The following is a 25,571-nucleotide window of genomic DNA, read 5'->3' as shown; positions in this document are numbered from 1 at the left end:
TGGGGATCGCTCCTTCCTCGCGCCCGCGTCGCCTCGCGGGCGGTCCGGCTGGCGGGGCGCTCAGCGGCCCGGCTCGGCCGGGCCCTCGGGGGGTGTGACCTCGAACCGCTGGTTCAGGGCAGCGACGCAGCGGTCGTACTTCTGACGCAGCTCCTCCTCGCTGTCCCCGCCGGTGACGATGTGGGCCACCTCGTAGCTGTAGTTGTCCTGCTCGCGGGCGTCGGAGAGGTTCTCGCCCCGGGTGGGGACCAGGGAGATGCTCACGCCGGGCACCTCGCGTTCGATGTGCTCGATGTCGGCCTGGCTGGGCGCCGCGCGCACCTCGGCGTCGGCGAACCAGCGGTAGTACCACTTGGCCGCCATCCGGTACCGGCCCTCGCGGTACGGCAGGGCCGGGTCCTCGCCCAGCGCGAGGCGGACCATGCAGTGGTGGTTGGGCATGCCGTCCACGTACTGGAACAGCAACGCGTGCGACTGCGAGTGCCGGGGGTTGATCTCCAGCAGGTTGATCGCGTCGGCCTTCGGGTCGTAGAAGTACTCGATGCTGAACGTCGCGTTGTCGAAGCCGATCTGCCGCATCACGCGCGCGGACGCGTCCCGCAGTCGGACGAGCACCGGCTCGGGCAGCGTCGAGGGGTACTGGTGGCGCAGGAAGCTGGGGCTGTCCGGGTAGTCGATCGAGTCGAGTACGCCGTAGACGGTGACCAGGCCGTCGTGTACGTAACCCTCCACGGCGACCTGGATGCCGTTCAGCGACTCCTCGGCCAGGCACACCTGGCCGCCGGTGCCGATCATCTCGGGCGGCAGGTCGAGTCGGTCCAGGACGTAGTCGAAGGGGCGTCCGACGCGGCCTATGCCCTCGCGTACGCGCGCGACCGCGTCCTGGAACTCCCGCTCGTCGGCCACGCCGAACGCCAACTCGGACGAGTACGCCACCGCGGGCTTGACCCACATCGGGAAGCTCATGTCCGCCGGGGGCTGGGGGCGCTCCGCCGCCAGGTCGACCTGGCCGAAGCCCGGGTACTCGTCGATGGCCTTGCGCTGTTCCAGTCGGCTCCAGTACTTGTGCTCGCACTTGGCGATGGACTCCAGGCTGGTGCCACGGGTGCCGTAGTGCTCGTTCAGGAGGGGCACCAGCGCGCTGACGGGGAAGTCCCAGTAGCCGACGATCGCGTCCACGCCCCCGTCGATGGCGTCGATGGCGCCGATCGCCTTCTGCACCAGGCTGGCCATGTCCACCTCGCCGCCCTGGAGTTCATCCGGCTCGAACAGGCCGTGGAACGTGAGGTCGTCAGCGCCCGGCATGTTCCGTAGCACCCGCAGGTTGGCCTCGTCCGCCCCGATCACGACGATGTTCTTATCGCTCACCACTGCTCCCTGTCGTCGGCGTTGTCGGCGTACGCTCCCGCGCCCGCCTTCCTCGTTCTTCCGGTCTTCCGCATGCGTTCCGCCTCCTCGGCGTGTCCGTAAGGCCGGCGTCGGGACCGGGTACCCGGCCGGGCCCGCTCGATGTCCGATCGACGCTGGTGGTGGCGTGAGGGGCGTCATGGTTTGCGCGGGCCCCGAGGTGCGTGCGGGGTGGGGCGCTCGGCTGCGGGTGGCGGGCGGCGGGTGACGGGAGCGCGCCGGGTGCGGAGGGCGGGTGGCGTCAGTGACGCCCGTGCGCGCTGTCGGACGCGCCGCCGAAGAGGCGGGCGATGGCGCGGAAGGGCAGGGTGACGACGGTGGCGATGGCGCCGCCGATCGAGCGCAGTACGTCAGCGATGGCCTTGAGCATGATGGCTCCTCTCCCAGGACTCACAGGTCTCTGAGCTCGGCTTCTCCCGGCGAGGCCGCCCCCGGGTGGGGGCGGTACGTGGATGTATGCCGGAGTGAGAGTGAGGGTGTCCCGTAAGCGGCCACGCAAACGCGTCGTGACCTCATCGGCCCTGGGGAAGGCCAGCACGGCACGGGCCGGCGGGGCGGACGGCGTGCGCCGAAACGACCGCCCGCGACGGCGGCCGGGGCCGAGGGGGCGCCCGCCCGTGCGCGGTCACGCCGCCTCGAACCCCGCCCACGCCCGCGCGACGGCTAGGCGATCAGCTCACACCACACGACCTTGCCGCTTCCACGCGCCTGCCGACCGCGCCCCGCGAGCCGGTACGAACTCCAGTTGTCGGCGTACTCGCCGACCATGCGCAAGCCCCGGCCGCCCTCCTGGCCCAGGTCCCACGGGCCCGTTCTCGGCGGGGCGGGGAGTTCCGGGCTGGTATCGCGCACGCTGAGCCGCAGCACGCCGGCCCGCCAGGCCAGCCGGAGCGAGGCCGGGCCACGGGCGTACCGGAAGGCGTTGCTGACCAGCTCGGAAACCAGCAGCTCAGCGCGGTCGGTGAGGCTGATCGGGCCGTGGACGCGGAGCACGGTGCGGACCGTGGCGCGGGCCACGCTCGGGGCGAGCGGGCTGTGTGGCAGGTACAGGGTGTACCGCCAGGTGCCCAGCGGGTCGGCTATGGCCGGTGTCGTCGGAGCGGCGGTCGGGGTGCGGGAGACTGTGGGGGCGACTGGGGCATCGGCGGACATGAGCTTTCCCCTCCGTGGTGAGCTACCTGCCGCTACGCCGTGCGTTGCCCTCCGGCGTCCTCGTGCCCGGGCGGTGGTGCGCAGCGGTGCATGTCCGGACGCAGAACACCCGCATTCGGTTCATGGGCGACGGTTGGCGCATCATGCCCCAGAGGCGGGCGTTTCTCCCGCACTCCCCCCACGGGCGCCACGGGCGCGCCCACCGTCGCGCGCGCCCACCCCGTCTCACCCCGCCACGCCCCGCCCCACCCGGCCCGGGCCCACCACGGGACCGGCCCTCGCCCGCCAGGGCCGCCCGCCTCGCCTGCCTCGCCCCTCCGTGTCGCGGCTCAGCTCACCGCCCGCCGCACCAGCTCCGCGATCCGCGCCTCCACCTCGGCGTTCACCTCGGTCAGTGCGTAGGCGGCCGGCCACATCGCGCCCTCGTCCAGCGCGGCCACGTCGCTGAAGCCGAGGGTCGCGTACCGGGTCTTGAACTTGCTCGCGCTCTGGAAGAAGCAGACGACCTTGCCGTCGAGGGCGTACGCGGGCATCCCGTACCAGAGCTTGGGGGCCAGGGTGGGGGCGTTGGCCGTGACGATGGCGTGCACGCGCTCGGCCAGGACGCGGTCCGCGTCCGGCATCTCGGCGATCTTCGCGACCACGTCCGCCGCCGCCTCCGCCTCCTTCTCCGCCCGCGACCTGCGCCGCGACGCCTTCTTCAACTCCTGCGCGTGCTCCTTCATCGCGGCCCGCTCCTCGGGCGTGAAGCCCTCGTGCGCGGCGTCGTCGGCGGTGTTGTGGGAGGTGTTGTGGGAGGGGTTGTCGGCTTCGCTCATGGCGGGCTCCTTCGTGCGGGCCGTGCGGACGGCCGGGTCGTACGCGCTCTGAGACCGGACCCTAACCCGGCCCACTGACAACGGGCCGGCGCTGACCAGCGCGTACGACGCGCACACCCGCCAGGCAGCGGCGCGGCACCCCGCCGTTACCGACTTCAACCGCGAAAAGCCTGCAACTACCTGCCTTCCCAAAGCGGGAAAAGCCCTCTTTCCTCCTCGTAGGCTCCCCGCAGAGTCAGCCGGGACACACGGCCGACCCGCCCCTACGCGACCCGTCGGTCCCGCGCTGATACTCCCGGGCCCGGCGGGACGCGTGTCTGCCCACAGTTCCAGGAGGAACAGTGACAACGAGCCATTCGCGGATACCACCCGGCAGACAGAGACCCCTGGTCAGCGTGCGCCGGTTACGCCGCGCGTGGTCAGGGCTGATCGTGGTTCTGACCTCCATCCTGATGTCCGGGACCCTTTTGGTGGCCCCTGCGCCTCCGGCGAATGCCGTAGAGGACGGGTTCATCGCCCCTAAATCGCACGGAACCGACATGGTTCAGATATGGTATAAGGGCACGGATGGCGCTCCGGACAAATACGTCTGTGCGGGGGTCGCCACAGCTCCTCACCGGGTGTTGACCGCCAAACACTGCTTCAAATATGCATTACCCGATTCATTCTATGTGCGGGCGGGTTCCACGGTTGCGGGAGAAGGCTCCAAGTACCACATATCCTCAGCGGAGTATCTGCACGACCTGGCGGTACTGGGAACGTACGAATCTGACGGGCCGCTGAACACCAATGGTTATCCGTACGCCGAGTTGGGGCCGAATGAGAGGGTGCGCCTAAGGCAGCAGCTCGAGTCCTACGGCTGGGGGAGAACATGTAAAGGCTGTGAACCGTCACCCGACCTCAAGGGCGCGGCAACGAAGGTGAACGACAACGAGGACGGGCTGAAGGACAGCGCAAACGGTCCCGCGTACAAGGTTCGGGCGATCAAGGCACGGATACACGAAGGAGACTCCGGCGGGCCGTCCGGGACCTGGGCTCGCCGGGTCCGTGTCGTCACCGGCGTTGTATCGCAGAGCCAGATCGAGCCGGATCGCCCGGCGAACGCTTATATATCCCCGGTCTACGATTCGCCAGGTTGCACGCCGAAGGTCGACTGCGCGTATGAGTGGCTGCAAAGGACGGCTCAGATGAAGGTGTACAAATTTCACGACGAGCTCAGGCGGCGGTCAATCAATGTCATGGCGTTGGGGTCGTCCAGCTCCTATGGCGAGGGCAGCTCCGACGGGAACGGCTACCGGGACACCGTCGACGTGGGACTCCAGGCGATCGCCGAGCGCAACGCCCAGCAGGCCGGCAACGCCAGCGCACGTGCCGTCGCCGAGATGGGAACGCTGGGCAGCGACGACGCCACCCCCGACGTGGACTGGGTGGGATCAATCCGGGTGGGGACGATGTCGGACCGGGAGACCGAGGGCTGGCGCGGATATGCCATCAACGAGATCGCCGGCAAGGCCGACTGCTCCGTCAAGCGCTACCTTCCCAACGTCATCACGCTCATTGCCGGCGGCAACGACGTGATCTACAACATTCAGATGGATGGCGCGATCGGCCGGCTGGAAAAACTGATTGACCAGATCACCGATGACGTCCCGGGGGCCACGGTGCTGGTGGCTGGAATGCAGCCCTTCCACGACCCTGCCAAGAACGCGAGGGGAGAGGCGTTCACCGCCCAGATCCCCGCTCTCGTAGACCGGTTCGTGGCACGCGGTCTGTCGGTGGTGTACACGGACACCACCGCACTGGAACCCGCCGACATCCACACCTATGACGGCATCCACCCCACCGATCGGGGCTACGACAAGATCGGCGCGGCCTTCATCAAGGCGGCCAACGTGGCCAACGACCGGGGTTGGATCCTGGAACCGGTGGGACAGGATCCTGAAACAGCATCCGACGCCTGTCCGACAAAGGACGACGGCACCGGCGTCGGTGACAACGGCTCCAGCCAGCTGGGGCCTGACTGGGAGGACCGCGGCGTCATCCAGGCCCAGCAGTTTCCCTCCACGAATCGGTTCTTGATGGTCGACGTGAACAAGGACCGCAAGGCCGAGTTCGTGACGGTCGACGAGAAGCAGAATTTCCGATTCTGGTGGAACAGCGGCCCCTCCGGCAAGAACTGGATGCCTTTCGTTGAAGGCAGTAACTCCTATACACCCCCCGCCGGGGCGGTCGGCAATCAGCTACGCTTCGGCGACCTCGACGGTGACGGATTCCCGGACTGCGCCGTAGTCGATTTGAAAGGGCGGATACACGCCTACACCTGGAAGGCCGAGAACCCGGCTGGTCAGCGCATGTGTATGAACAAGTACAACGGCCACGCCCATGTCTATGACGAGGGGTCGCAAGGGGAAATCCTTAACACCGACCCGACCACCAAGATCCGGTTCGCCGATGTCACGGGGGGAGGCCGGGACGACTATCTGCTGATCAAAGCGGACGGCACGACGACCGCCTGGCTCAACAGGGGCTTCCAGAGCGAAACTGGCCGTACATGGCTGGACTGGACGCCTCCCCAAACCATCGGCCGCGCCCTGCAGAAGCCCAGGGAGATCAGATACGCCGACATCAACGGGGACAGTCGCGCCGACCGGATACTGATCACTCCCAGGGGCGGCGCCAGAGCTTGGATCAACGAAGGGGCAACAGGCGCGAGCGGAACCTACCGCGACATCGGCAAAATCGCCGCTGACGGGGATCTTCCGCCGAAGGACATCCAGTTCGCCGACCTCGACGGCGACGGCAAGGATGACTTTATGCGCATCGGCTGGACCGGCGTCACCCACGCCTGGCTCAACAAACTCCCGGCAAACTACTTCAACTCCTTCCACCCGTAAGGCACGCCTCGCCCCGCCGACCGGGGGGACGGGTCGGCGGGGCGAGGGGGGAGGGCCCGCCGCCAGCGGCAGGGGCGCTGCGGCGGCGGGCCGGGGAGCCGGTGGGTGAGCGGGGGGCTCGGGCGGGTCAGCGGTGGCTGGGGAAGCCCAGGTCGACGCCGGCGTCCTCGGGGTTGGGCCAGCGGGTGGTGATGACCTTGCCGCGGGTGTAGAAGTGCACGCCGTCGTTGCCGTAGATGTGGTGGTCGCCGAAGATCGAGTCCTTCCAGCCGCCGAAGGAGTGGTAGCCGACCGGGACCGGGATCGGCACGTTCACGCCCACCATGCCCGCCTCGATCTCCAGTTGGAAGCGGCGGGCGGCGCCGCCGTCGCGGGTGAAGATCGCGACACCGTTGCCGTACGGGGAGGCGTTGATCAGCTCGACGCCCTCCTCGTAGGTGTCCACCCGCAGCACGGACAGGACCGGGCCGAAGATCTCGTCGCGGTAGGCGTCGGAGTCCACGGAGACCTTGTCGAGCAGGGACAGGCCGATCCAGTAGCCGTCCTCCTTGCCCTCGACCGTGAAGTCCGTGCCGTCCAGGACCACTTCGGCGCCCTGGGCGCTGGCGCCGTGCACGTACGAGGCGACGCGGTCCCGGTGGGCCCGGGTGATCAGCGGGCCCATCTCGGAGGTCGGGTCGCCGCCGGGGCCGATCTTGATCTTGGCGGCGCGTTCGGTGATCTTCTCGATGAGCGGGTCGGCGGTGGCGCCGACGGCGACGACCGCGGAGACGGCCATGCAGCGCTCGCCGGCCGAGCCGTAGGCCGCCGAGACCGCCGCGTCGGCCGCGGCGTCCAGGTCCGCGTCGGGCAGCACGAGCATGTGGTTCTTGGCGCTGCCCAGGGCCTGTACGCGCTTGCCGTTGGCGGTGGCGGTGGCGTGGATGTGCCGGGCGACCGGGGTCGAGCCCACGAAGCTGACGGCCGCCACGTCGGGGTGCTCCAGGAGGCGGTCGACGGCCACCCGGTCGCCGTTGACGATGTTGAGCACGCCGTCCGGCAGGCCGGCCTGGGCCGCGAGTTCGGCCAGCCGGTACGCCGCCGACGGCACCTTCTCGCTCGGCTTGAGCACGAACGTGTTGCCACACGCGATCGCCAGCGGGAACATCCACAGCGGCACCATGGCGGGGAAGTTGAACGGCACGATGCCGGCCACCACGCCCAGCGGCTGTCGGATCGCCGCCACGTCGACCCGCGTGGCGACCTGCGAGGACAGCTCGCCCTTGAGCAACTGCGGGATGCCACAGGCCAGTTCGACGATCTCCAGGCCGCGGGCCATCTCGCCGAGGCCGTCCGCGTGCACCTTGCCGTGCTCGGCGGTGATCAGGTCGGCGATCTCGTCGCGGTGCGCGTCGAGCAGCTCGCGGTAGCGGAAGAGGACCGCGGTGCGCTGCGCGAGCGACGAGGTGCCCCAGGTGGCGTAGGCGGCCTTGGCCGCGGCGACGGCCGTGTCCACCTCGGTCGCCGACGCGAGCGCCACCCGCGTGGTCTGGACGCCGGTGGCCGGGTCGGTGACCGGCCCGTACGTGCCGGACGTGCCCTCCACGGGCTTGCCGTCGATCCAGTGGTCGATGGTCTGCATACCAGGGAGACCTTTCTCGTGAGGCGGCACGCGGGGCGGGAGCGGGGCGCCGCGGGTCGGGGGTGGGTCGCGGGTGCGCGGGCTGTGGGGGGACGGCTGGCGGGTCGGGACGGGGGCGGCGGGCGGGGCGGGGTCACAGGTGGCGGCGGCGGGCGGTCGCCCGGCGGTCGTACTCCTCGCGTGCGCTGGCCGCCGCCGGTCGGGTCGCCGTCTCGGCCACCGGAACATCCCACCACGCGTGGGTGCCGGGCGCGCTGGACACTGTGTCGGCCGTTTCGGTCTCCACGTAGACACATGTGGGCCCCGCCGTCTCGCGCGCGGTGGCCAGCGCGGCGCGCAGCTCGCCGACCGTGGCGGCGCGCAGCACCCGGGCGCCCAGGCTGGCCGCGTTGGCGGCCAGGTCCACCGGCAGCGGCGGGCCGGTGAACGAGCCGTCGGCGGCCCGGTAGCGGTAGGCGGTGCCGAACCGCTCGCCGCCGACCGCGTCGGACAGGCCGCCGATGGAGGCGTAGCCGTGGTTCTGGATCAGTACGACGTTGATGTCGACGCCCTCCTGGACCGCGGTGACGAGTTCGGTCGGCAGCATCAGATACGTACCGTCGCCGACCAGCGCCCACACCGGCCGGTCGGGGGCGGCGAGGCGGACGCCGATGGCGGCCGGGATCTCGTAGCCCATGCAGGAGTAGCCGTACTCCAGGTGGTACTGGCGCCGGGAGCGGGCGCGCCAGAGCTTGTGCAGGTCGCCGGGGAGCGAGCCGGCCGCGTTGATCACCACGTCGTCGTCGCCGACGACCGCGTCCAGCGCGCCGATGACCTGCGTCTGGGTGGGCCGGGCCGCCGCGTCCGGCGCGGCGTACGCCCGCTCGACCACCCGTTCCCAGCGCCGCTTGCCGGCCGCGTACTCCGCCTCGTACGCCGCCTCCACCCGGTACGCGGCCAGCGCGGCGGTCAGCGCCTCAAGACCCGCGCGGGCGTCGCCGAGCAGCGGCAGCGCGGCGAGCTTGTGCCCGTCGAAGGAGGCGATGTTGAGGTTCACGAAGCGGACGGCGGGGTCGGCGAAGAGGGTGCTGGAGGCGGTGGTGAAGTCGGAGTAGCGGGTGCCGACGCCGATGACGAGGTCGGCGGCGCGGGCCAGGTCGTTGGCGGCGGCGGTGCCGGTGTGGCCGACGCCGCCGACGTCGGCCACATGGTCGTGGCGCAGCGATCCCTTGCCGGCCTGGGTCGAGGCGACCGGGATGCCGGTGGCGTCGGCGAGGGCGCGCAGCGCGTCCTCGGCCTCGCTGTGGTGCACGCCGCCGCCGGCGACGAGCAGCGGGCGGCGGGCCCGGCGGACGGCCTCGGCGGCCTCGGCCAGCGCGGCGGGGTCGGGCGCCGGGCGGCGCACGTGCCAGACGCGTTCGGCGAGGAACTCCACGGGCCAGTCGTACGCCTCTACCTGCACGTCCTGCGGCAGCGCGAGGGTGACCGCGCCGGTCTCGGCCGGGTCGGTCAGCACCCGCATGGCCGCCAGCGCGGCCGGGATCAGCGCCTCGGGGCGGGTGACGCGGTCGAAGTAGCGGCTGACCGGGCGCAGCGCGTCGTTGACGGAGATGTCGCCGGCGTAGGGCACCTCGAGTTGCTGGAGGACCGGGTCGGCGGGGCGGGTGGCGAAGGTGTCGCCGGGCAGCAGCAGCACGGGCAGCCGGTTGATGGTGGCCAGCGCCGCGCCGGTGACGAGGTTGGTGGCGCCGGGGCCGATCGAGGTGGTGACGGCCTGGGCGGCGAGCCGGTCGCACTGTCGTGCGTAGCCGACGGCGGCGTGCACCATGGCCTGTTCGTTGCGGCCCTGGAGATAGGGCATGGCGGTCGGGCCGGACTCCAGCAGTGCCTGGCCGACGCCGGCGACGTTGCCGTGCCCGAAGATGCCCCAACAAGCCGTGATGAGGCGGCGTCTGTGACCGTCGCGCTCGGTGTGCTGGGCGGCCAGGAAGGCGATCAGGGCCTGGGCTACGGTCAGCCGGCGGGTGCTCATCGGGCCTCTCCCGGGGGTGGTGTGGCGGGCCCCGTGCCGTCGGCGTGGGGCGCGGCGTACAGCGGCAGTCTGGGGTCGACGGGGGTACTGGGCCAGGTGTCCCGGATCCAGGCGTGTTCGGGGTGGTCGCAGATCAGCCAGGCGCGCTCGGCACCGGGGCCCGCCATCACGTTGAGGTAGTACAGGTCGTGGCCCGGGGCCGCGATGGACGGGCCGTGCCAGCCGTCGGGGATGAGCACGGCGTCGCCGGTGCGCACCTCGGCGAGCACGTCGGTCTCCTTACCCGGCCCAGAGGGCGTCACCCGCTGGTAGCCGAGCCCCGGGGTGCCGTGCGCGGCGGCGACCTCGAAGTAGTAGATCTCCTCCAGCTCGGACTCCTGGCCCGGGCGGTACTCGTCGTGCTTGTGCGGCGGGTAGGAGGACCAGTTCCCGCCGGGGGTCAGCACCTCGACGGCGATGAGCTTGTCGCACGCGAAGGCCCCGGCCGCCGCGAAGTTGTTGACCTGTCGGGAACAGGCGCCGCTGCCGCGCAGCTCCACGGCCACATCCGCGGCGGGCCCGTAGCGGGCGGGCAGCGCACGCTCGCAGCGGGCCCCGGTCAGCGCGAACCGGCCGCCGGCGGCGCTGGTGACACGGGCGTGGGCGTCGCGCGGCAGGTAGGCGAAGTCGGTGACGCCGCTGAACACGCTCTCCCGGCCGTGCAGGGTGAAGAGTTCGCCGCTGTCGTTGCCGTCGTTGCTGGCACTGCTGGCACTGGCGACGGCCACGGTGCACGCGCCGGCCAGCGGCAGCACGATCCACTCGCTGTCGCCCGTCCCCCACGCGTGCTCGCCGCCGGCCGGCAGGTCGAGGACGCGCAGCGACGAGTAGCCCCAGCCGGCTCGCTCGGGGTCGATGGCCAGCGCGTACGGGCCGTCGGCCGCGCTGCCGGCCGGCAGGTGGAAGGTGCGGGGGGCGGTGGGGGTCATGGGCTCGGCGTCTCCTACGGAAGGCGGTGGTGGCGGCGGTCGTACGAGGGTCGTACATCGGTCGTACGACGGGTGCGGCGGCTCTGCGCGGCGGCGGCTACGGCGGAGGTGTTACGGGTCCTCCGGCGGTCGTACGGGGGGGTCGAGCGGAGGTCGTACGGGGTCGCCGGCGGGGTAGCGCCAGCGGGGGGACGTACGGAGATCGAGCGAGGGCCGTACGGGGATCGCCGGCGGGGTGGCGCCAGCGGGGGTTCGTCGGTGGGGCGGCGGCGGTGGGGTCACAGCAGCCCCACGGCGGTGTCGACGGCGGCGGCCACGTCGCCGTCGGCCGGGTAGAGCAGCGCGCGCCCGGCCACCAGGCCCTGCACGGTGGGCAGCTTCAGGGCGTGCCGCCACTTCTCGTACGCCCGCTCCTGGTCCCGCGCGCCCTGGCCGACGTCGCCGCCGAGCAGCACGGCGGGCAGCGTGGAGGTCTCCATGACGCGCGCCATGTCCCGCGGGTCGTCGGTGACCGGGACCTTGAGCCAGGTGTAGGCGGAGGTGCCGGCGAGTCCGGAGGCGATGGCCAGGGAGTGGGCGACGGCGCCGGCGGAGAGGTCGGTGCCGACCGTGCCCGCCGTGCGGTGGCAGATGAACGGCTCCACGAAGACCGGCAGTTGGTGGGCGGCCATGTCGTCGATGGCGCGGGCGGCGGAGAGCAGCGTGTCGAGCGAGCCGGGGTCGTCGTAGTCGATGCGTAGGAGCAGCTTGCCGGCGTCGAAGCCGAGCCGGGCCAGGTCCCGGGCGCGGTGCCCGGTGAACCGGTCGTCCAGCTCGAACGCGGCCCCCGCCAGCCCGCCCCGGTTCATCGAGCCCATCGCCACCTTGTCCTCAAGGGCGCCGACGAGCAGCAGGTCCTCCAGGATGTCGGCGGTGCCGAGCACCCCGTCGACGCCGGGCCGGGACAGCGCGAGGCACAGCCGTTCCAGCAGCTCCGTGCGGTTGGCCATGGCCAGCTCACGGCCGCCGACGGAGAGCGCGCCGCGCGCCGGATGGTCCGCGGCGATGATCATGAGCCGCCCGTTGGCCCCGACGAGCGGCCTGCGGGCCCGGCGCGCGGCGGCCTCCGCGATGGCCTCGGGATGCCGGGCCCGCACCTTCGCGAGGTCGGAGATACGAATGGTCAAGGGGGTCGCTCACTCTCAACTGGTCAGAACGGGCCGCGGGCGGGTGGCGTACGTGGGGGGCGTGCGGGCGGGACCGAGGGGGTGGGGCGTGCGCGGGGGCGCGGGTGAGGGGGCGGGCCGGGGCCGTTACGGGGTGGCGAGGAGGTCCGTCACCTCGTCGGGCGTGGGCATCGCGGACGAGCAGGCCAGGCGGGAGGCGACGATGGCGCCCGCGGCGTTCGCGTACCGCATGACGCGCTCCAACTCCCAGCCCGCCAGCAGCCCGTGGCAGAGCGCGCCGCCAAACGCGTCGCCCGCACCGAGCCCGTTGACCACCTCGACGGGGACCGGTGGCACCTCGGCGGTGGTGCCGTCGCGGTGCACGGCGAGGACGCCGGCCGGGCCCTGCTTGACGACGGCCAGCTCCACGCCGGCGGCCAGCAGCGCGTCGGCCGCCGCGCGCGGCTCCCGCTGGCCGGTGGCCACCTCGCACTCGGCGAGGTTGCCGACGGCGACGGTGGCGTGTTGGAGCGCCTTGGCGTAGTACGGCCTGGCCTCGTCCGGGTCGCGCCAGAACATGGGCCGCCAGTCGAGGTCGAAGACCGTGGCGCGCGGGGCGTGGGCGCCCCCGAGGTCGGCGGGGCCGGGGGCGGCCGGCTGGCCGGGGGCTGGTCGGGAGGTATCTGGCTGGCCGGGGGCTGGTCGGGACGCGGCCGGCTGGTCGGTGGAGCGGGCGGCGAGGGCGGTCAGCGTCGCCGCGCGGCTGGGCTCCGCGCACAGGCCGGTGCCGGTCATCCAGAAGATCCGGGCCGCCCGCACCGCGTCCAGGTCCAGTTCCTCCGGTCGGATCTCCAGGTCGGGGGCCTTGGGCTGGCGGTAGAAGTACAGCGGGAAGTCGTCGGGCGGGAAGATCTCGCAGAAGGTGACCGGCGTCGGGTACGCGGCGACCGCGCTGACCCACCGGTCGTCCACGCCGAAGTCGCGCAGCGCCTCGTGCAGATAGGTGCCGAACGGGTCGTCCCCGGTACGGGTGATCACGGCCACCCGGCGCCCGAGCCGGGCCGCCGCCACCGCGACGTTGGTCGCCGAGCCCCCCAGGAACTTGCCGAACGTCTCGACGCGCGCCAGCGGCACGCCCGTCTGGAGCGGGTAGATATCGACTCCGATCCGGCCCATCGTGATCAGGTCGTACGGCTGCGTCATGCTCGCCCTTCCGCTCCGGCCGGCAAACTCAACAACAGGTCTAACGGCGGCTCACGCAGCCTGTCAACATTTTGTCCTGACATACTGACGTCTTCCATGAGGACGCACGACGCGGGGGGTTTTGACGTGACGTCCTTATGTCAGGACGAAGCCTTGACAGGGTGTGGGGCGGCCGGAAAGCTACCCAGCGAGGCCGTCCGTCCCCGATACGCCCCGGCCCCGCCGGGAACCCCACGGTCCGGTCAGCGCCGACCGGCGAGAGGAGCGCGCGCCCATGGCCGCTGCCCACCAGCCCCTCCCCACCGCCCTGGACCGCATCCGCGTCGGCTCGGCGCCCGACTCCTGGGGCGTCTGGTTCCCCGACGACGCGCGCCAGGTGCCGTGGCGGCGCTTCCTGGACGAGGTGGCCGAGGCCGGGTACGCGTGGATCGAGCTGGGCCCGTACGGCTACCTGCCCACCGACCCGGCGCGGTTGACCGACGAGACCGCCCGGCGCGGCCTCACCGTCTCCGCCGGCACCGTCTTCACCGCCCTGCATCGCGGCCCGGCCGTCTGGGACGCCACCTGGCGGCATGTCGCCCAGGTGGCCGAGCTGACCCGCGCCATGGGCGCCCGCCACCTGGTCGTGATCCCGGCGTTCTGGCGCGACGACAAGACCGCCGAACTCATCGAGAGCCCCGAGCTGACCTCGGCCCAGTGGCGCGACCTGGCCACCGGCATGGAGCGCCTGGCCCACCAGGTGCGGGAGACGTACGGCCTGGAGATCGTCGTCCACCCGCACGCCGACACGCACATCGACGGCGAGGCCAACGTGGCCCGCTTCCTCGACGCCACCGACCCCGACCTGGTCCGCCTGTGTCTGGACACCGGGCACTACGCCTACTGCGGCGGCGACAGCGTGAAGCTGATCGAGACGTACGGCGACCGCATCGGCTATCTGCACCTCAAGCAGGTCGATCCGGCGATCCTGGCGACCGTGGTCGAGCAGGGGGTGCCGTTCGGACCCGCCGTCCAGCGCGGGGTGATGTGCGAGCCGCCCGCCGGGGTACCCGCCCTGGAGCCCGTGCTGACCGCGGCCCAGGGGCTCGGCATCGACCTGTTCGCGATCGTGGAACAGGACATGTACCCGTGCCCGCCCGACCAGCCCTTCCCCATCGCCCAACGCACCCGCCGCTACCTCCGCGGCTGCGGCGCCTGACCGGCCCCGCTCCCTCACCCGTCGCCCCCGCTTCCGCTTCCGCTTCCGCTTCCGCCACCTCCGCCGTACGCCCGCGCATCCGCGCCCCGCGTACGCGCCCGTGGGCCACGGCGCACGCGCCCGCAACCGCACCCGCCTTCGCACCGCACCACACCCGCACCACAGAGGAGCACCAGCACATGCCGCAGCAGCCACCGCTCGGGGTCGCCGTCATCGGCACCGGCCGCATGGGCGCCGACCACGTACGCCGCATCGACGAGGTCATCCACGGCGCCCGGGTCGCCGCGGTCGTGGACGTCGACGCGGAACGGGCCAAGGCCGTCGCGGGGCGCGTCGAGGGCTGCGCCGCGTACACCGAACCCGCGGCGGCCATGGCCTCCTCCGACGTGGACGCCCTCCTCATCGCCTCCCCGGGGCCGGCCCACGAGGCGGCGCTGCTCCAGGCGTTCGAGCACGACCTGCCCGTGCTGTGCGAGAAGCCGCTGACCCCGGACCCGGCGGCGGCCCTGCGGGTCCTGGAGGCCGAACAGCGCCTGGGCCACCGCCGCGTACAGGTCGGCTTCATGCGCCGCTACGACGCCGGGTTCATGCGCCTCAAGTCGGTCCTGGACGCGGGCGAGTTCGGCCGCCCGCTGATGCTGCACTGCCAGCACCGCAACGCCAGCACGCCGCCCGGCTTCACCAGCCAGATGATGATCAACGACTCGGTGGTGCACGAGATCGACACCACCCGCTGGCTGCTCGACCAGGAGATCACCGCCGTCACCGTGCTGCGGCCCGCCCCCTCCACCGCCGCCCCCACGCACCTGAGCGACCCGCAGCTCGTGCTCTTCGAGACCTCGGGCGGCGCGGTCGTGGACGTCGAGATCTTCGTCAACTGCGGCTTCGGCTACCAGGTGCGCTGCGAGGCGGTCTGCGAGTCCGGCAGCGCCCGCACCGGCGAGGAGGCCGGCCTGGTGACCCACTCGGCGGGGCGCTGGGGCGGAACGATCCCGCAGGACTTCGTGCCCCGCTTCGCCGAGGCGTACGACCGGCAGGTGCAGCGCTGGGTGGACGCCACCCGCCGCGGCACGGTCGAGGGCCCGAGCAGTTGGGACGGGTACGCCGCGGCGGCCGTCTGCGAGGCCGGCGTGACCGCCCAGGCCACCGGCCGGCGCACCACCACCGAACTCGTCGAGCGCCCGGCCCTGTACACCTGACGCCCCGTCGCCCGGCCACACGGCGGCTGGCCCCGACGCGACCGCCGCCGCCCACGGAGGGACGCTCACCCCATGCGCATCGGATTCCTTGGCGCCGGCCGCATCGGCGCCTTCCACGCCGCGACGCTGGCCACCCTGGACGGCGTCGGCGACCTGGTGATCGGCGACGCCGACGAGGCCAGGGCCCGCGCGCTCGCCGAGGCCGTGGGCGCGCGGGCGGCCAGCGTGGACGGGGTGTTCGCGGCGCGGCCGGACGCCGTGGTGATCGCCACCGCGACCGCGTCGCACGCCGAACTCGTCACCCGCGCGGCCCGCGCCGGGCTGCCCGCCTACTGCGAGAAGCCCGTCGCGACGGACCTGGCCGGCACCATCGCCGCCCTGCGCGCGGTGGAGGCCGCCGGCACCCTGCTCCAGGTGGGCTTCCAACGCCGGTTCGACGCCGGGTACCTGGCGGCGCGTGCGGCCGTGCGCGCGGGCGCGTTGGGGCGGCTGCACACCATCCGCGCCGTCACCTCGGACCCGACCCCGCCGCCGCCCGCGTTCCTGCCGCTGTCCGGCGGGCTGATCCGGGACTGCCTCGTGCACGACTTCGACGCCGTGCGCTGGCTGACCGGGCGCGAGGTGCGCGAGGTGTACGCCACCGGCTCGGCGGGCGGGGCCGACTTCTTCCGCGCCGCGGGCGACGTGGACACCGCCGCCGCCCTGCTCACCCTGGACGACGGCACGCTGGTCACGGCGACCGCGACGCGCTACAACGGCGCGGGGTACGACGTGCGCACCGAACTCGCGGGCGAGCGCGCCCAACTCGTGGTCGGGCTCGACGCCCGTACCCCCTTCGCCTCCGCCGAACCCGCCGGCCCGAGCGGCCCGGCCCGCCCGTGGGCCGGCTTCTGGGACCGGTTCGAGGCCGCCTACCGGGCGGAGCTGGCGACCTTCGTCCGGGCGGTACGGGGCGAGGTGGCCAACCCGTGCTCGGGCGAGGAGGCGCTCAACGCCCTCCTGGTGGCCGAGGCGTGTGAACTCTCACGCGCGGAGCACCGCCCCGTACGCCTCACCGAAATCAATGAGCGCGTCCGTGACGTTTCGTAGCGTCCGTCGCCTCTTGGTCACATTCGTCACGCTTACCCGGCCCTTCTGTCACAGACCATCAACAGGTGTTCGCGGACGGTCACTCAGTGTCGTTCACCGGGCGCAGCTCAAGTGATCAACGACAGTTACACCGCGACTCCCCCGACGGTTCCCCCGCCGTGGCCGCGGTGCTCTGGGAGGCGCGAGACATGACTGATCGCAGGCTCTGGTCGTACAAGGAAATCGCGGCACACATCGGCGTCCAGACAGACACCGTGCGCTCCTACCGCAAGCACGGGCTGCTGCCGGCGCCCGACGTCGTGGAGGGCGGCAAGCCCTACTGGCTCGCGGACACCATCCGGGCCTGGGTCCTGCGCCGGCCGGGCAACCGCTCGCGCCGCGACACCTGACGCCCGGCGCGCACCGCCGCCCGGGCCGGCCCCACGCCGAACGCCCACACCGAAGCCCATGCCCATCAAGGCCCCGCACCCGCCCCATGGAGTGCGGGGCCGTCGCGTGACGCGCGCCGGGAGGGGGCGGCCCGGGGGCGCTTCGCGGGTGGGGTCGGTGCGGCGGCGGGCGGAGTCGGGGGCCGAGACGGGGCCGGTGGCGGGACGAGGCGGGGGTGCACAGGGGGCGGCGTCGCGGGTCGAGGTGGGGCCGGCGACAGGCGCGGGCGGCGACACCGGGTGCCACTCTGAGGCGGTACGCGTTTCCGTGGCGAGCCCCCCTGTCGTCATACCCCCCTGGGGTATAACATGACGCTTGTGGGGGCGCCGGACGAGACTCCGGGGCTCCGACGCCAGCAGGCCACCTTCCCCAAAGGAGAACCCATGACCTCCGAGACGCCCACCGAATCGCGCCACTCCGCCGACGGCATCACCACCGTGTACACGGTCACGGGCATGACCTGCGGTCACTGCGAAGGCGCGGTCACCGAAGAGGTCTCGGCGCTGGACGGCGTCACGTCCGTCAAGGCCGAGGCCGCCAGCGGCCAAGTGACCGTCGTCTCGACGGCCGCCCTCGACGACGAGGCCGTCCGCGCCGCCATCGACGAGGCGGGCTACGAGCTGACCGGCCGGGCCGCCTGACCGCCGCCCCGCCCACCGGCACCTCCCGAGGCCGGGTCGCACGGAGCCGCCCAGCGGCGTTCCGTACGGCCCGGCCTCCGCACGCTCCGGCCCGGGCGGGTTTCCGACGTGGCGGGTTCCCGACGTCACGACCGTCGCCCCGACGGGTGGTCGCGGGAGCGCTTCACACATGCGGACCGCCGCCGGATCGTGACGCGACGCCGACCTCGGGACCGGTTGCGGCGAGGCGCCCGCTCGAACGTCTTCACGAAATCCCCATAGGGTGCACAACACCCATACGTGAGCGCCCGGAAATTCAAATGGAGATCCTTGCCCAACTACGCCCCCATATGGCAAGAGACGCAGATCACACGAGAAGCGGGGTAACCATTCGCGGGGGTCGCGAGTCTAACTGGGTGGTGCTGGGACGTCTTGGGGGACGTTTCCAGACTGCGCGTGGCCGGGGCGACGTACCGGGGAGCTTTGAGCGGCCCTCCCGCATGTACGCGTCCCGGCAGATCGCGGGCGCCTGGCCCTCGTGGCCAGCAAGGCTCCCGGCCGGATCCCGTGGGGGGAATCCGAACCGGGGAACAGAAAGCGCCCCGCTCCGACCCGTGGGGGGATCGGTAGCGGGGCGCTTTCGCATGCCCGGCCCGCCCTGATCCCGGCCCGCCGCGCCGCCCGTAGCCCCAGCCACACCACCCGCGCGCGGGCAGGTCAGAGCGCGGGCCAGCACCCCGATACGTCTCACACCGCGCCCCCGCAGGCCGGTTTCCGTTTCTTCACGCGCGCCCCGTCGACACCGCCCCGACACCCGGCGCCGCACCACGCTCACGCCACGCGACCTCACCCGCCAAGACCGAGTCCGTGATAGAAACTTGGACGATCGTCTCACTTTCTCTGTCAGGAGTAGCGATGGCCAATCCCTACGGCGCGCTCTTCGCCGCGCCGGGCGCACGGGCCTTCACGGCCGCCGGTTTCGTCTCCCGGATGCCGCTGTCGATGACCGGCATCGGCCTCATCACGATGCTGTCCGAGCTGCGCGGTCAGTACGGCGTCGCCGGTGCCGTCGCCGCCACGTTCACGCTGGCCATGGCGCTCATCGGCCCCCAGGTCTCCCGGCTGGTGGACCGGTACGGCCAGGGCCGGGTGCTGCTGCCCGTCACCGGCGTGAGCGTGGTCGCGCTCGGACTGCTCCTGCTCTGCGCGCACTACGACGCGCCCGTGTGGACGCTGTTCGTGCTCGCCGCGCTCGCGGGCTCCATGCCGAGCATGGCCGCGATGGTCCGGGCCCGCTGGACCGAGCTGTACCGCGACTCCCCCAGGCTGCACACCGCCTACGCGCTGGAGGCGGTGGTCGAGGACGTCACGTTCATCGCCGGCCCGGCGCTCTCGGTGCTGCTGTGCACGACGTTGTTCCCCGAGGCCGGGCCGCTGGTCGCCGGCGGACTGCTGGCCGTCGGCGTCGCGCTGTTCGTCATGCAGCGCGACACGGAGCCGCCGGCGCGGGGAACGGCCCAGACCGTGGAGCGGTCGGCGCTGCGCGACGGGTCGCTGCGGGTCCTGGTGCTCGCGCTGGTCGCCGGTGGCGCGATCGTGGGCACGGTGGACGTGGTGAGCGTGGCGTTCGCCGACGAGCAGGGGCAGCCCGGCGCGACGGGGCTGGTGCTGGCCGTGTACGCCGTCGGGTCCTGCGCCGCCGGCCTCGCCTTCGGGGCCATGACCCCGCGTATGCCGCTGCCGCGCCTGCTGGTCCTCGGCATCCTCGGGACGGCCGCCACCACGTTGCCGTTCCTGCTGGTGAACAGCGTCGTCGGGCTGACGGTCGCGGTCTTCTTCGCGGGCGTCTTCTTCTCGCCCACCATGATCACGATCATGAACCTGATCGAGCGCATCGTGCCCGCGCACCGGCTGACGGAGGGCATGACCTGGGCCTCGACGGGGCTCGCCATCGGCGTCGCGCTGGGCTCCTCGCTCTCCGGCGCGATGGTCGACGCGTTCGGCCCGCGCGGCGGCTTCGCCGTGGCCATCACGGCGGGCGCCCTCTGCGTCGCCGTCGCGGCGCTGGGCTACCGCCCGCTGGTGGCCGCCGTCTCCGCCAGGCCGGTCCCGCCGCCGCCCGGCGGCGACTTCGCGCCGAAGGCCGGCCAGGACGCCGCGCCGGGAGGCGATGGGGGTACGGTCACGGTGGCTGCCGCCACGGACCGTACCGACGGGGAACCGGGGAGCGCCCCGCGCGGCGCGGACTTCTCGGACGGGGTGTCCGCCGCGCACCACGGCCCCGGCCTCCCTGGTCAGGGCGTGGAGGTCGCGGGCCGCGCGGATGCGGGCCGGGCCGGGGGCGCGGACGCCGTACTCACCGCCTCCGGCGCGTCGGACCCGGCGTCGCCCGACGGCCCCGCCGCGCACGCGGCACGGGAGGCGGACGAGCGGCAGCAGTGCTACGTCGACTGCGGCTGAACGCACCGCGTTCCGGCCGCCCGGGCCACGGGAGCTTGCCCTGAACGAGCGTGAAGCCGCGCACCAGTCCGGCGACGGCGACGCCACCGCCGACGCCCACCGGTCGCCCGACCCTGCGGTGGCGGGCCAACCCCCTGCCGCCGCGGGCCCGGGCCGCGTTCCCGGCCCGGGCGACCCCGCCGGATCGGGCAGCGCCGCCGGAGCGAGCAACGCGGCCGGATCGGGCGGCATCCCGAGCCCCGGCGGCCCGGCGACCGCGGATGACGCGGGCCCCGGCGACCCCGTGACCAGGTATGACGCGGGCGCCGGAGAGGGCCCGGGTCCCCAAGAAAGCGCGGCCCCTGGAGAGGGTGCGCGGCGGAAGGCGGCTGCGGGGCGGGCCCGGTCCGGGCGGGCCGAGGGGGGCGTGCCCGCGACGGACGGGCGGCGCGTCAAGGGCGAGCGGCGGCGGCAGACGCTGATCGAGGCGGCGCTGCGGGTGGTCGAGCGGGACGGGGCCTCGGGCGTCAGCCACCGGGCGGTGGCCCGCGAGGCCGAGCTGCCCAACGCGTCGGCCACCTACTACTTCCGCAGCATCGACGACCTGCTGTGCGCGGCGCTGACCAGCGTGATGCACGAGGACGCCGCCCGCATGCGCCGACTGGCCCTCGCGACGGACGGCGGCCTTGACAGCCGCCGCATGCTGGCCCAGCTCATGGCCGACGTGGCGGCCGAACCCGGTCGGCTCCTGGCCGAGTACGAGCTCTACCTCCAGGCCGCCCGGCGCCCCGAGCTACGCGAGGTCACCCAGGTGTGGCTGGACGCGGCGGCGGACTTCGCCCGCAAGTACACCGACGATCCGGTGCGGGTACGCATCGTCGTCGGCGCCATCGACGGCCTCCTGCTTCAGGCGCTGCTCACCGACGACCCGCCGGGCGTGACGGAGTTCGACGAGATGCTGCGCGCGCTGCTGCCCTGCTCGGACGAGTGAGACGAGTAGGCCGAGCCCCGCTCGGGCGGGCGGGGCTTTGCCCTGCTCCGACGGGTGGGGCGGGTGGGACGGGCCGACCCGCTCGCCCGCGCCGCGCGGGGCGGGCGCGGGCCGGGCAGCGGCACGCCGGGCAGGGCTGGCGCGGGCCGGGCAGCGGCACGCCGGGCAGGCCCCTTCGCGGCCTGCCCGGCGTGGCGGGGCGTCGGGGCGGGCGGGGTGCGCGTCCGCACGCGGCGGGCGGATGGCGCCCCGCCGCCCCACTGCCTCCGGTTAGCGCTGCTCCACGGGGACGAAGTCGCGCTCGACGACGCCCGTGTAGATCTGGCGGGGGCGGCCGATGCGGGAGCCGGGCTCCTTGATCATCTCGTGCCACTGGGCGATCCAGCCGGGGAGCCGGCCGAGCGCGAACAGCACGGTGAACATCTCGGTCGGGAAGCCCATCGCCCGGTAGATGAGGCCGGTGTAGAAGTCGACGTTCGGGTAGAGCTTGCGCTCCACGAAGTAGTCGTCGGCCAACGCGTGCTCTTCGAGCTTGAGCGCGATGTCGAGCAGCTCGTCGGACTTGCCGAGGGCGGAGAGGACGTCGTGCGCCGCCGACTTGATGATCTTCGCCCGGGGGTCGAAGTTCTTGTAGACGCGGTGCCCGAAGCCCATGAGCTTCACGCCGTCTTCCTTGTCCTTCACCTTGCGGATGAAGGTGTCCACGTCGCCGCCGGAGTTCTTGATGCTCTCCAGCATCTCGAGGACCGACTGGTTGGCGCCGCCGTGCAGCGGGCCCCACAGCGCGCTGATGCCCGCCGAGATCGACGCGAACATGTTCGCCTGCGAGGAGCCGACCAGCCGGACCGTAGAGGTCGAACAGTTCTGCTCGTGGTCCGCGTGCAGGATCAGCAGCTTGTCCAGGGCGCTGACCACGACGGGGTCCAGGTCGTACTCGGCGGCCGGCACCGAGAACGTCATGCGGAGGAAGTTCTCGACGTAACCCAGGTCGTTACGGGGGTAGACGACCGGGTGACCGACGGACTTCTTGTACGCGTACGCGGCGATCGTCGGCAGCTTGGCCAGCAGCCGGATCGTCGACAGGTGGCGCTGCTTCTCGTCGAACGGGTTGTGGCTGTCCTGGTAGAACGTGGACAGCGCGCTGACCACGGACGACAGCATCGCCATCGGGTGGGCGTCGCGGGGGAAGCCGTCGTAGAACCGCTTCACGTCCTCGTGGAGCAGCGTGTGCTGGGTGATCTCGTTACGGAAGGTAGCCAGCTCGTCAACGGTCGGCAGCTCCCCGTTGATCAGCAGGAACGCCGTCTCCAGGAAGGTGCTCCGCTCCGCGAGCTGCTCGATCGGATAACCGCGGTAGCGCAGGATGCCCCGCTCACCGTCGAGGTAGGTGATCGCGGACTTGTACGCGGCGGTATTGCCGTATCCCGAGTCCAGGGTCACCAGACCGGTCTGGGCGCGGAGCTTGCTGATATCGAAGCCGCTGTCGCCGACGGTGCTCTCGATCACCGGGTAGCTGTATTCGCCGTCCCCGTGCCGCAGTACTACAGAGTTGTCGCTCACGTCATCCCTCACCGACGTTGTGCCTCTTCTTCGAGGTGCCCTGACTAGCTCTACCTTCCCCCATTTGGACGATGAACGTGCACTCGGGGTCGGCCATCGGGCCTAATTGCGGCACTCAGTGCCGCCATCGTGTCCATCCTGCCCCCTTACTGCCGATTCCGGAAACCCGGCGGAAGCGGAACGCGGGGCTTCGCCGCCGAGCCGATGGTCGAGCGCGGTGCAGCGGCGCCCCGCGGAAACCGTGCGGACGGCCTGCCCCAACGCCTTGCGCGAGCCGACCAGCACGACGAGCCGCTTCGCTCGCGTCACCGCCGTATAGAGCAGGTTGCGCTGGAGCATCATCCACGCTCCGGTCGTCACCGGGATCACCACCGCCGGGTACTCGCTGCCCTGCGAGCGGTGGATGGTCACGGCATAGGCGTGCGCCAACTCGTCCAGCTCGTCGAAGTCGTACCCCACCTCCTCGTCCTCGTCCGTGCGCACCGTCAGCCGCTGCTCCTCGTTGTCGAGCGCGGTGACCACGCCCACGGTGCCGTTGAAGACGCCGTTCGCCCCCTTCTCGTAGTTGTTTCTGATTTGGGTGACCTTGTCCCCGACGCGGAAGGTCCGGCCGCCGAAGCGGCGCTCGGGCAGGTCCGGGTGGGCGGGCGTGACGGCCTGCTGGAGCAGCCCGTTGAGCGCGCCCGCGCCGGCGGGGCCGCGGTGCATCGGCGCGAGCACCTGCACGTCGCGGCGCGGATCGAGGCCGAACTTCGCCGGAATGCGGCGGGCCGCCACGTCGACCGTGAGCCGCCCCGCCTCCTCCGTGTCGTCCTCCACGAAGAGGAAGAAGTCCGGCAGGCCCTCGGTGATCGGCGGCACCCCGGAGTTGATCCGGTGCGCGTTGGTGACCACGCCGGACTGCTGGGCCTGCCGGAAGATCCGGGTCAGCCGCACGGACGGGACCGGGCTGCCCGGCGCGAGCAGGTCGCGCAGCACCTCGCCGGCGCCCACGGAGGGGAGTTGGTCGACGTCGCCGACGAGCAGCAGGTGCGCGCCCGGCGGCACGGCCTTCACCAGCTTGTTGGCCAGCAACAGGTCCAGCATCGACGCCTCGTCCACCACGACCAGGTCGGCGTCCAGCGGCCGGTCCCGGTCGTACGCCGCGTCGCCACCCGGCTTGAGTTCGAGGAGGCGGTGCACCGTGGACGCCTCGGCGCCGGTCAGCTCGGCGAGCCGCTTGGCGGCCCGGCCCGTGGGCGCCGCCAGCACCACCTTGGCCTGCTTCGCGCGGGCCAGCTCCACCACGGAACGCACCGTGAACGACTTGCCGCAGCCGGGGCCGCCCGTGAGCACCGCCACCTTCTCGGTCAGCGCGAGCTTGACCGCCTCCCGCTGCTCGGGGGCGAGGTCCGCGCCGGTGCGCCGGCCGAGCCAGGCCAGCGCCTTGTCCCAGTCGACGTCCCGGAAGCCGGGCATCCGGTCCTCGTCGCCGCGCAACAGCCGGCGCAGCGAGCCGGCGAGCGACAGCTCCGCGCGGTGGAAGGGGACCAGGTACACGGCCGTGACCGGTTCGCCGTCGGCGGGCCCGGGCACCGCCTCCCGGACCACCCCCTCCGGATCCTCGGCCAACTCCCCCAGGCACTCGATCACCAGGCCCGTGTCCACCTGGAGCAACTTGACGGCGTCCGCGATCAGTTGCTCCTCGGGCAGGTAGCAGTGCCCGTTGTCGGTGGACTGGGACAGCGCGTACTGCAGGCCCGCCTTGACGCGGTCCGGGCTGTCGTGCGGGATGCCGACGGCCTGGGCGATGCGGTCGGCGGTCAGGAAGCCGATGCCCCAGACGTCGGCCGCGAGGCGGTACGGCTGGTTGCGCACGACGGAGATGGAGGCGTCGCCGTACTTCTTGTAGATACGCACCGCGATGGAGGTGGAGACGCCGACGCCCTGGAGGAAGACCATGACCTCCTTGATGGCCTTCTGCTCCTCCCAGGCCGCGCCGATCATCCTGGTGCGCTTGGGGCCGAGGCCGGGCACCTCGATCAGCCGCTCCGGGTGCTGCTCGATGACGTCCAGCGTCTCCACGCCGAAGTGCTCGGTGATCCGGTCGGCGATGCGCGGCCCGATGCCCTTGATGAGCCCGGAGCCCAGATAGCGGCGGATGCCCTGGACGGTGGCGGGCAGCACCGTCGTGTAGTTCTCCACGGTGAACTGCTTGCCGTACTGCGGGTGGGAGCCCCAGCGGCCTTCCATGCGCAGCGACTCGCCCGGCTGGGCGCCGAGCAGCGAGCCCACCACCGTCAGCAGGTCACCGGAGCCGCGCCCCGTGTCGACCCGCGCGACCGTGTAGCCGTTCTCTTCATTGGCGTAGGTGATCCGCTCCAGGACCCCTTCGACCACCGCGAGCTTGAACATGAGGCGACCGTACCGCCGCCGTCCGACACCCGTGCGAGCCTGTGGATAACTCCGAACGGGCCGCCCCCACAAGGGCCGTGCGCCCGCCTCCCACCCCCGAGGTCCCCCCTGCGACGGCCGCCGCGCGCGGGGCCCGTACGCCACGAGGGGCCCGGTCCACGGACCGGGCCCCTCAGGCTTCCCCCTCCACTGGCTCCGCTCGAAATCCCCCCAGATTCCCCTCCGCGGAAGCCCGATGACACATACGACCCGTTGCGGGCGGGAAGGGTTGCACGATTTCCCGCTGTTATTCATCCGTGACGAGTGGTGCGTGGTCGGGGGCTCGCGGCGCACCCGGCCGACCCGGTTCCCGCCCGTGGGCCTGGCCCGGCTACCCTGCGGTGCCCCGGGGTACGCGGGCCCCGACGTGCTGCCGCGGCGGCGTCGGCGGACT

At 72.4% G+C, this 25,571-nt stretch carries 19 protein-coding genes; 8 read left to right on the top strand and 11 right to left on the bottom strand.

Features of this window, described 5'->3' with window-relative positions:
* Positions 1-60: 60 nt before the first annotated feature.
* The 4 genes from AC3CHW_RS23485 to AC3CHW_RS23470 all read right to left on the bottom strand — a co-directional run bounded on the left by AC3CHW_RS23485 (position 61) and on the right by AC3CHW_RS23470 (position 3,377).
* Positions 61-1,368: an ATP-grasp domain-containing protein gene (locus AC3CHW_RS23485; RefSeq protein ID WP_488467759.1), complete on the bottom strand. Its 1,308-nt coding sequence runs from the start codon at positions 1,366-1,368 to the stop codon at positions 61-63.
* Between the two features lie 280 nt (positions 1,369-1,648).
* Positions 1,649-1,777 (bottom strand): LPFR motif small protein, encoded by a 129-nt coding sequence (locus tag AC3CHW_RS23480; protein ID WP_277322124.1) that lies wholly within the window; start codon positions 1,775-1,777, stop codon positions 1,649-1,651.
* 293 nt (positions 1,778-2,070) lie between these two features.
* Complete coding sequence (locus tag AC3CHW_RS23475) at positions 2,071-2,559, bottom strand: ATP-binding protein (RefSeq protein WP_488467758.1); 489 nt, start codon at positions 2,557-2,559, stop codon at positions 2,071-2,073.
* A 329-nt stretch (positions 2,560-2,888) separates the two neighbouring features.
* Entirely contained in the window at positions 2,889-3,377 is a 489-nt protein-coding gene (locus AC3CHW_RS23470; protein WP_488467757.1) for an iron chaperone, read from the bottom strand.
* A gap of 452 nt (positions 3,378-3,829) precedes the next feature.
* Here AC3CHW_RS23470 and AC3CHW_RS23465 point away from each other — a divergent pair, with 452 nt between their 5' ends.
* On the top strand, positions 3,830-6,271 hold the full coding sequence (locus AC3CHW_RS23465; RefSeq protein WP_488471146.1) for an FG-GAP-like repeat-containing protein: 2,442 nt from the start codon (positions 3,830-3,832) through the stop codon (positions 6,269-6,271).
* A gap of 127 nt (positions 6,272-6,398) precedes the next feature.
* Here the strand turns inward: AC3CHW_RS23465 and AC3CHW_RS23460 are convergent, their stop codons facing one another.
* From AC3CHW_RS23460 to AC3CHW_RS23440, 5 genes are all read right to left on the bottom strand, one after another.
* On the bottom strand, positions 6,399-7,892 hold the full coding sequence (locus tag AC3CHW_RS23460) for a CoA-acylating methylmalonate-semialdehyde dehydrogenase (protein ID WP_398607402.1): 1,494 nt from the start codon (positions 7,890-7,892) through the stop codon (positions 6,399-6,401).
* A 133-nt stretch (positions 7,893-8,025) separates the two neighbouring features.
* Complete coding sequence (gene iolD, locus AC3CHW_RS23455; RefSeq protein WP_488467756.1) at positions 8,026-9,903, bottom strand: 3D-(3,5/4)-trihydroxycyclohexane-1,2-dione acylhydrolase (decyclizing); 1,878 nt, start codon at positions 9,901-9,903, stop codon at positions 8,026-8,028.
* Positions 9,900-10,871, bottom strand: coding sequence for a 5-deoxy-glucuronate isomerase (gene iolB / locus AC3CHW_RS23450; RefSeq protein ID WP_488467755.1), 972 nt, complete (start codon positions 10,869-10,871; stop codon positions 9,900-9,902). The genes iolD and iolB overlap by 4 nt, the downstream gene beginning before the upstream one ends.
* Positions 10,872-11,149: 278 nt before the next feature.
* The gene (locus tag AC3CHW_RS23445; protein ID WP_488467754.1) at positions 11,150-12,037 is read right to left on the bottom strand and encodes a Cgl0159 family (beta/alpha)8-fold protein; all 888 of its coding nucleotides are present in this window, start codon (positions 12,035-12,037) and stop codon (positions 11,150-11,152) included.
* A 126-nt stretch (positions 12,038-12,163) separates the two neighbouring features.
* Positions 12,164-13,219, bottom strand: a complete 1,056-nt coding sequence (locus tag AC3CHW_RS23440) for a 5-dehydro-2-deoxygluconokinase (RefSeq protein ID WP_488467753.1) — start codon at positions 13,217-13,219, stop codon at positions 12,164-12,166.
* Positions 13,220-13,493: 274 nt separating this feature from the next.
* On the opposite strand from AC3CHW_RS23440, the gene AC3CHW_RS23435 reads away from it, so the two are divergent.
* The 7 genes from AC3CHW_RS23435 (at position 13,494) to AC3CHW_RS23405 (ending at position 21,184) form a co-directional block, all read left to right on the top strand.
* On the top strand, positions 13,494-14,417 hold the full coding sequence (locus AC3CHW_RS23435) for a sugar phosphate isomerase/epimerase family protein (protein ID WP_176161756.1): 924 nt from the start codon (positions 13,494-13,496) through the stop codon (positions 14,415-14,417).
* Positions 14,418-14,596: 179 nt separating this feature from the next.
* On the top strand, positions 14,597-15,616 hold the full coding sequence (locus tag AC3CHW_RS23430; RefSeq protein WP_488467752.1) for a Gfo/Idh/MocA family protein: 1,020 nt from the start codon (positions 14,597-14,599) through the stop codon (positions 15,614-15,616).
* 72 nt (positions 15,617-15,688) lie between these two features.
* Positions 15,689-16,705, top strand: a complete 1,017-nt coding sequence (locus AC3CHW_RS23425) for a Gfo/Idh/MocA family protein (protein ID WP_488467751.1) — start codon at positions 15,689-15,691, stop codon at positions 16,703-16,705.
* Between the two features lie 188 nt (positions 16,706-16,893).
* Positions 16,894-17,094, top strand: coding sequence for a helix-turn-helix transcriptional regulator (locus AC3CHW_RS23420; protein ID WP_176161759.1), 201 nt, complete (start codon positions 16,894-16,896; stop codon positions 17,092-17,094).
* 423 nt (positions 17,095-17,517) lie between these two features.
* On the top strand, positions 17,518-17,775 hold the full coding sequence (locus AC3CHW_RS23415; protein ID WP_176161760.1) for a heavy-metal-associated domain-containing protein: 258 nt from the start codon (positions 17,518-17,520) through the stop codon (positions 17,773-17,775).
* An 894-nt stretch (positions 17,776-18,669) separates the two neighbouring features.
* Positions 18,670-20,214, top strand: a complete 1,545-nt coding sequence (locus AC3CHW_RS23410) for an MFS transporter (protein ID WP_488467750.1) — start codon at positions 18,670-18,672, stop codon at positions 20,212-20,214.
* A gap of 406 nt (positions 20,215-20,620) precedes the next feature.
* On the top strand, positions 20,621-21,184 hold the full coding sequence (locus AC3CHW_RS23405; protein ID WP_387590374.1) for a TetR/AcrR family transcriptional regulator: 564 nt from the start codon (positions 20,621-20,623) through the stop codon (positions 21,182-21,184).
* Between the two features lie 270 nt (positions 21,185-21,454).
* On the opposite strand, the gene AC3CHW_RS23400 is transcribed toward AC3CHW_RS23405, so the two are convergent.
* Positions 21,455-22,744, bottom strand: a complete 1,290-nt coding sequence (locus AC3CHW_RS23400) for a citrate synthase (RefSeq protein WP_176161763.1) — start codon at positions 22,742-22,744, stop codon at positions 21,455-21,457.
* Positions 22,745-22,846: 102 nt separating this feature from the next.
* Positions 22,847-25,138, bottom strand: a complete 2,292-nt coding sequence (gene recD2 / locus AC3CHW_RS23395; RefSeq protein WP_488467749.1) for an SF1B family DNA helicase RecD2 — start codon at positions 25,136-25,138, stop codon at positions 22,847-22,849.
* Between the last annotated feature and the right edge of the window lie 433 nt (positions 25,139-25,571).

Source organism: Streptomyces sp. MGP-BFMKR1, from assembly GCF_057766585.1.
Note: the sequence above shows the minus strand (reverse complement) of the source record. Positions and strands in the feature narration are given on the sequence as shown.

What these genes read in the sequence shown, in the direction of transcription:
- AC3CHW_RS23480 (WP_277322124.1), bottom strand. Translation starts at nt 1,777, where the DNA reads ATGCTCAAGGCCATCGCTGACGTACTGCGCTCGATCGGCGGCGCCATC.
- AC3CHW_RS23475 (WP_488467758.1), bottom strand. Translation starts at nt 2,559, where the DNA reads ATGTCCGCCGATGCCCCAGTCGCCCCCACAGTCTCCCGCACCCCGACC.
- AC3CHW_RS23470 (WP_488467757.1), bottom strand. Translation starts at nt 3,377, where the DNA reads ATGAGCGAAGCCGACAACCCCTCCCACAACACCTCCCACAACACCGCC.
- AC3CHW_RS23465 (WP_488471146.1), top strand. Translation starts at nt 3,830, where the DNA reads ATGTCCGGGACCCTTTTGGTGGCCCCTGCGCCTCCGGCGAATGCCGTA.
- AC3CHW_RS23460 (WP_398607402.1), bottom strand. Translation starts at nt 7,892, where the DNA reads ATGCAGACCATCGACCACTGGATCGACGGCAAGCCCGTGGAGGGCACG.
- iolD (WP_488467756.1), bottom strand. Translation starts at nt 9,903, where the DNA reads ATGAGCACCCGCCGGCTGACCGTAGCCCAGGCCCTGATCGCCTTCCTG.
- iolB (WP_488467755.1), bottom strand. Translation starts at nt 10,871, where the DNA reads ATGACCCCCACCGCCCCCCGCACCTTCCACCTGCCGGCCGGCAGCGCG.
- AC3CHW_RS23440 (WP_488467753.1), bottom strand. Translation starts at nt 13,219, where the DNA reads ATGACGCAGCCGTACGACCTGATCACGATGGGCCGGATCGGAGTCGAT.
- AC3CHW_RS23435 (WP_176161756.1), top strand. Translation starts at nt 13,494, where the DNA reads ATGGCCGCTGCCCACCAGCCCCTCCCCACCGCCCTGGACCGCATCCGC.
- AC3CHW_RS23430 (WP_488467752.1), top strand. Translation starts at nt 14,597, where the DNA reads ATGCCGCAGCAGCCACCGCTCGGGGTCGCCGTCATCGGCACCGGCCGC.
- AC3CHW_RS23425 (WP_488467751.1), top strand. Translation starts at nt 15,689, where the DNA reads ATGCGCATCGGATTCCTTGGCGCCGGCCGCATCGGCGCCTTCCACGCC.
- AC3CHW_RS23420 (WP_176161759.1), top strand. Translation starts at nt 16,894, where the DNA reads ATGACTGATCGCAGGCTCTGGTCGTACAAGGAAATCGCGGCACACATC.
- AC3CHW_RS23415 (WP_176161760.1), top strand. Translation starts at nt 17,518, where the DNA reads ATGACCTCCGAGACGCCCACCGAATCGCGCCACTCCGCCGACGGCATC.
- AC3CHW_RS23410 (WP_488467750.1), top strand. Translation starts at nt 18,670, where the DNA reads ATGGCCAATCCCTACGGCGCGCTCTTCGCCGCGCCGGGCGCACGGGCC.
- recD2 (WP_488467749.1), bottom strand. Translation starts at nt 25,138, where the DNA reads ATGTTCAAGCTCGCGGTGGTCGAAGGGGTCCTGGAGCGGATCACCTAC.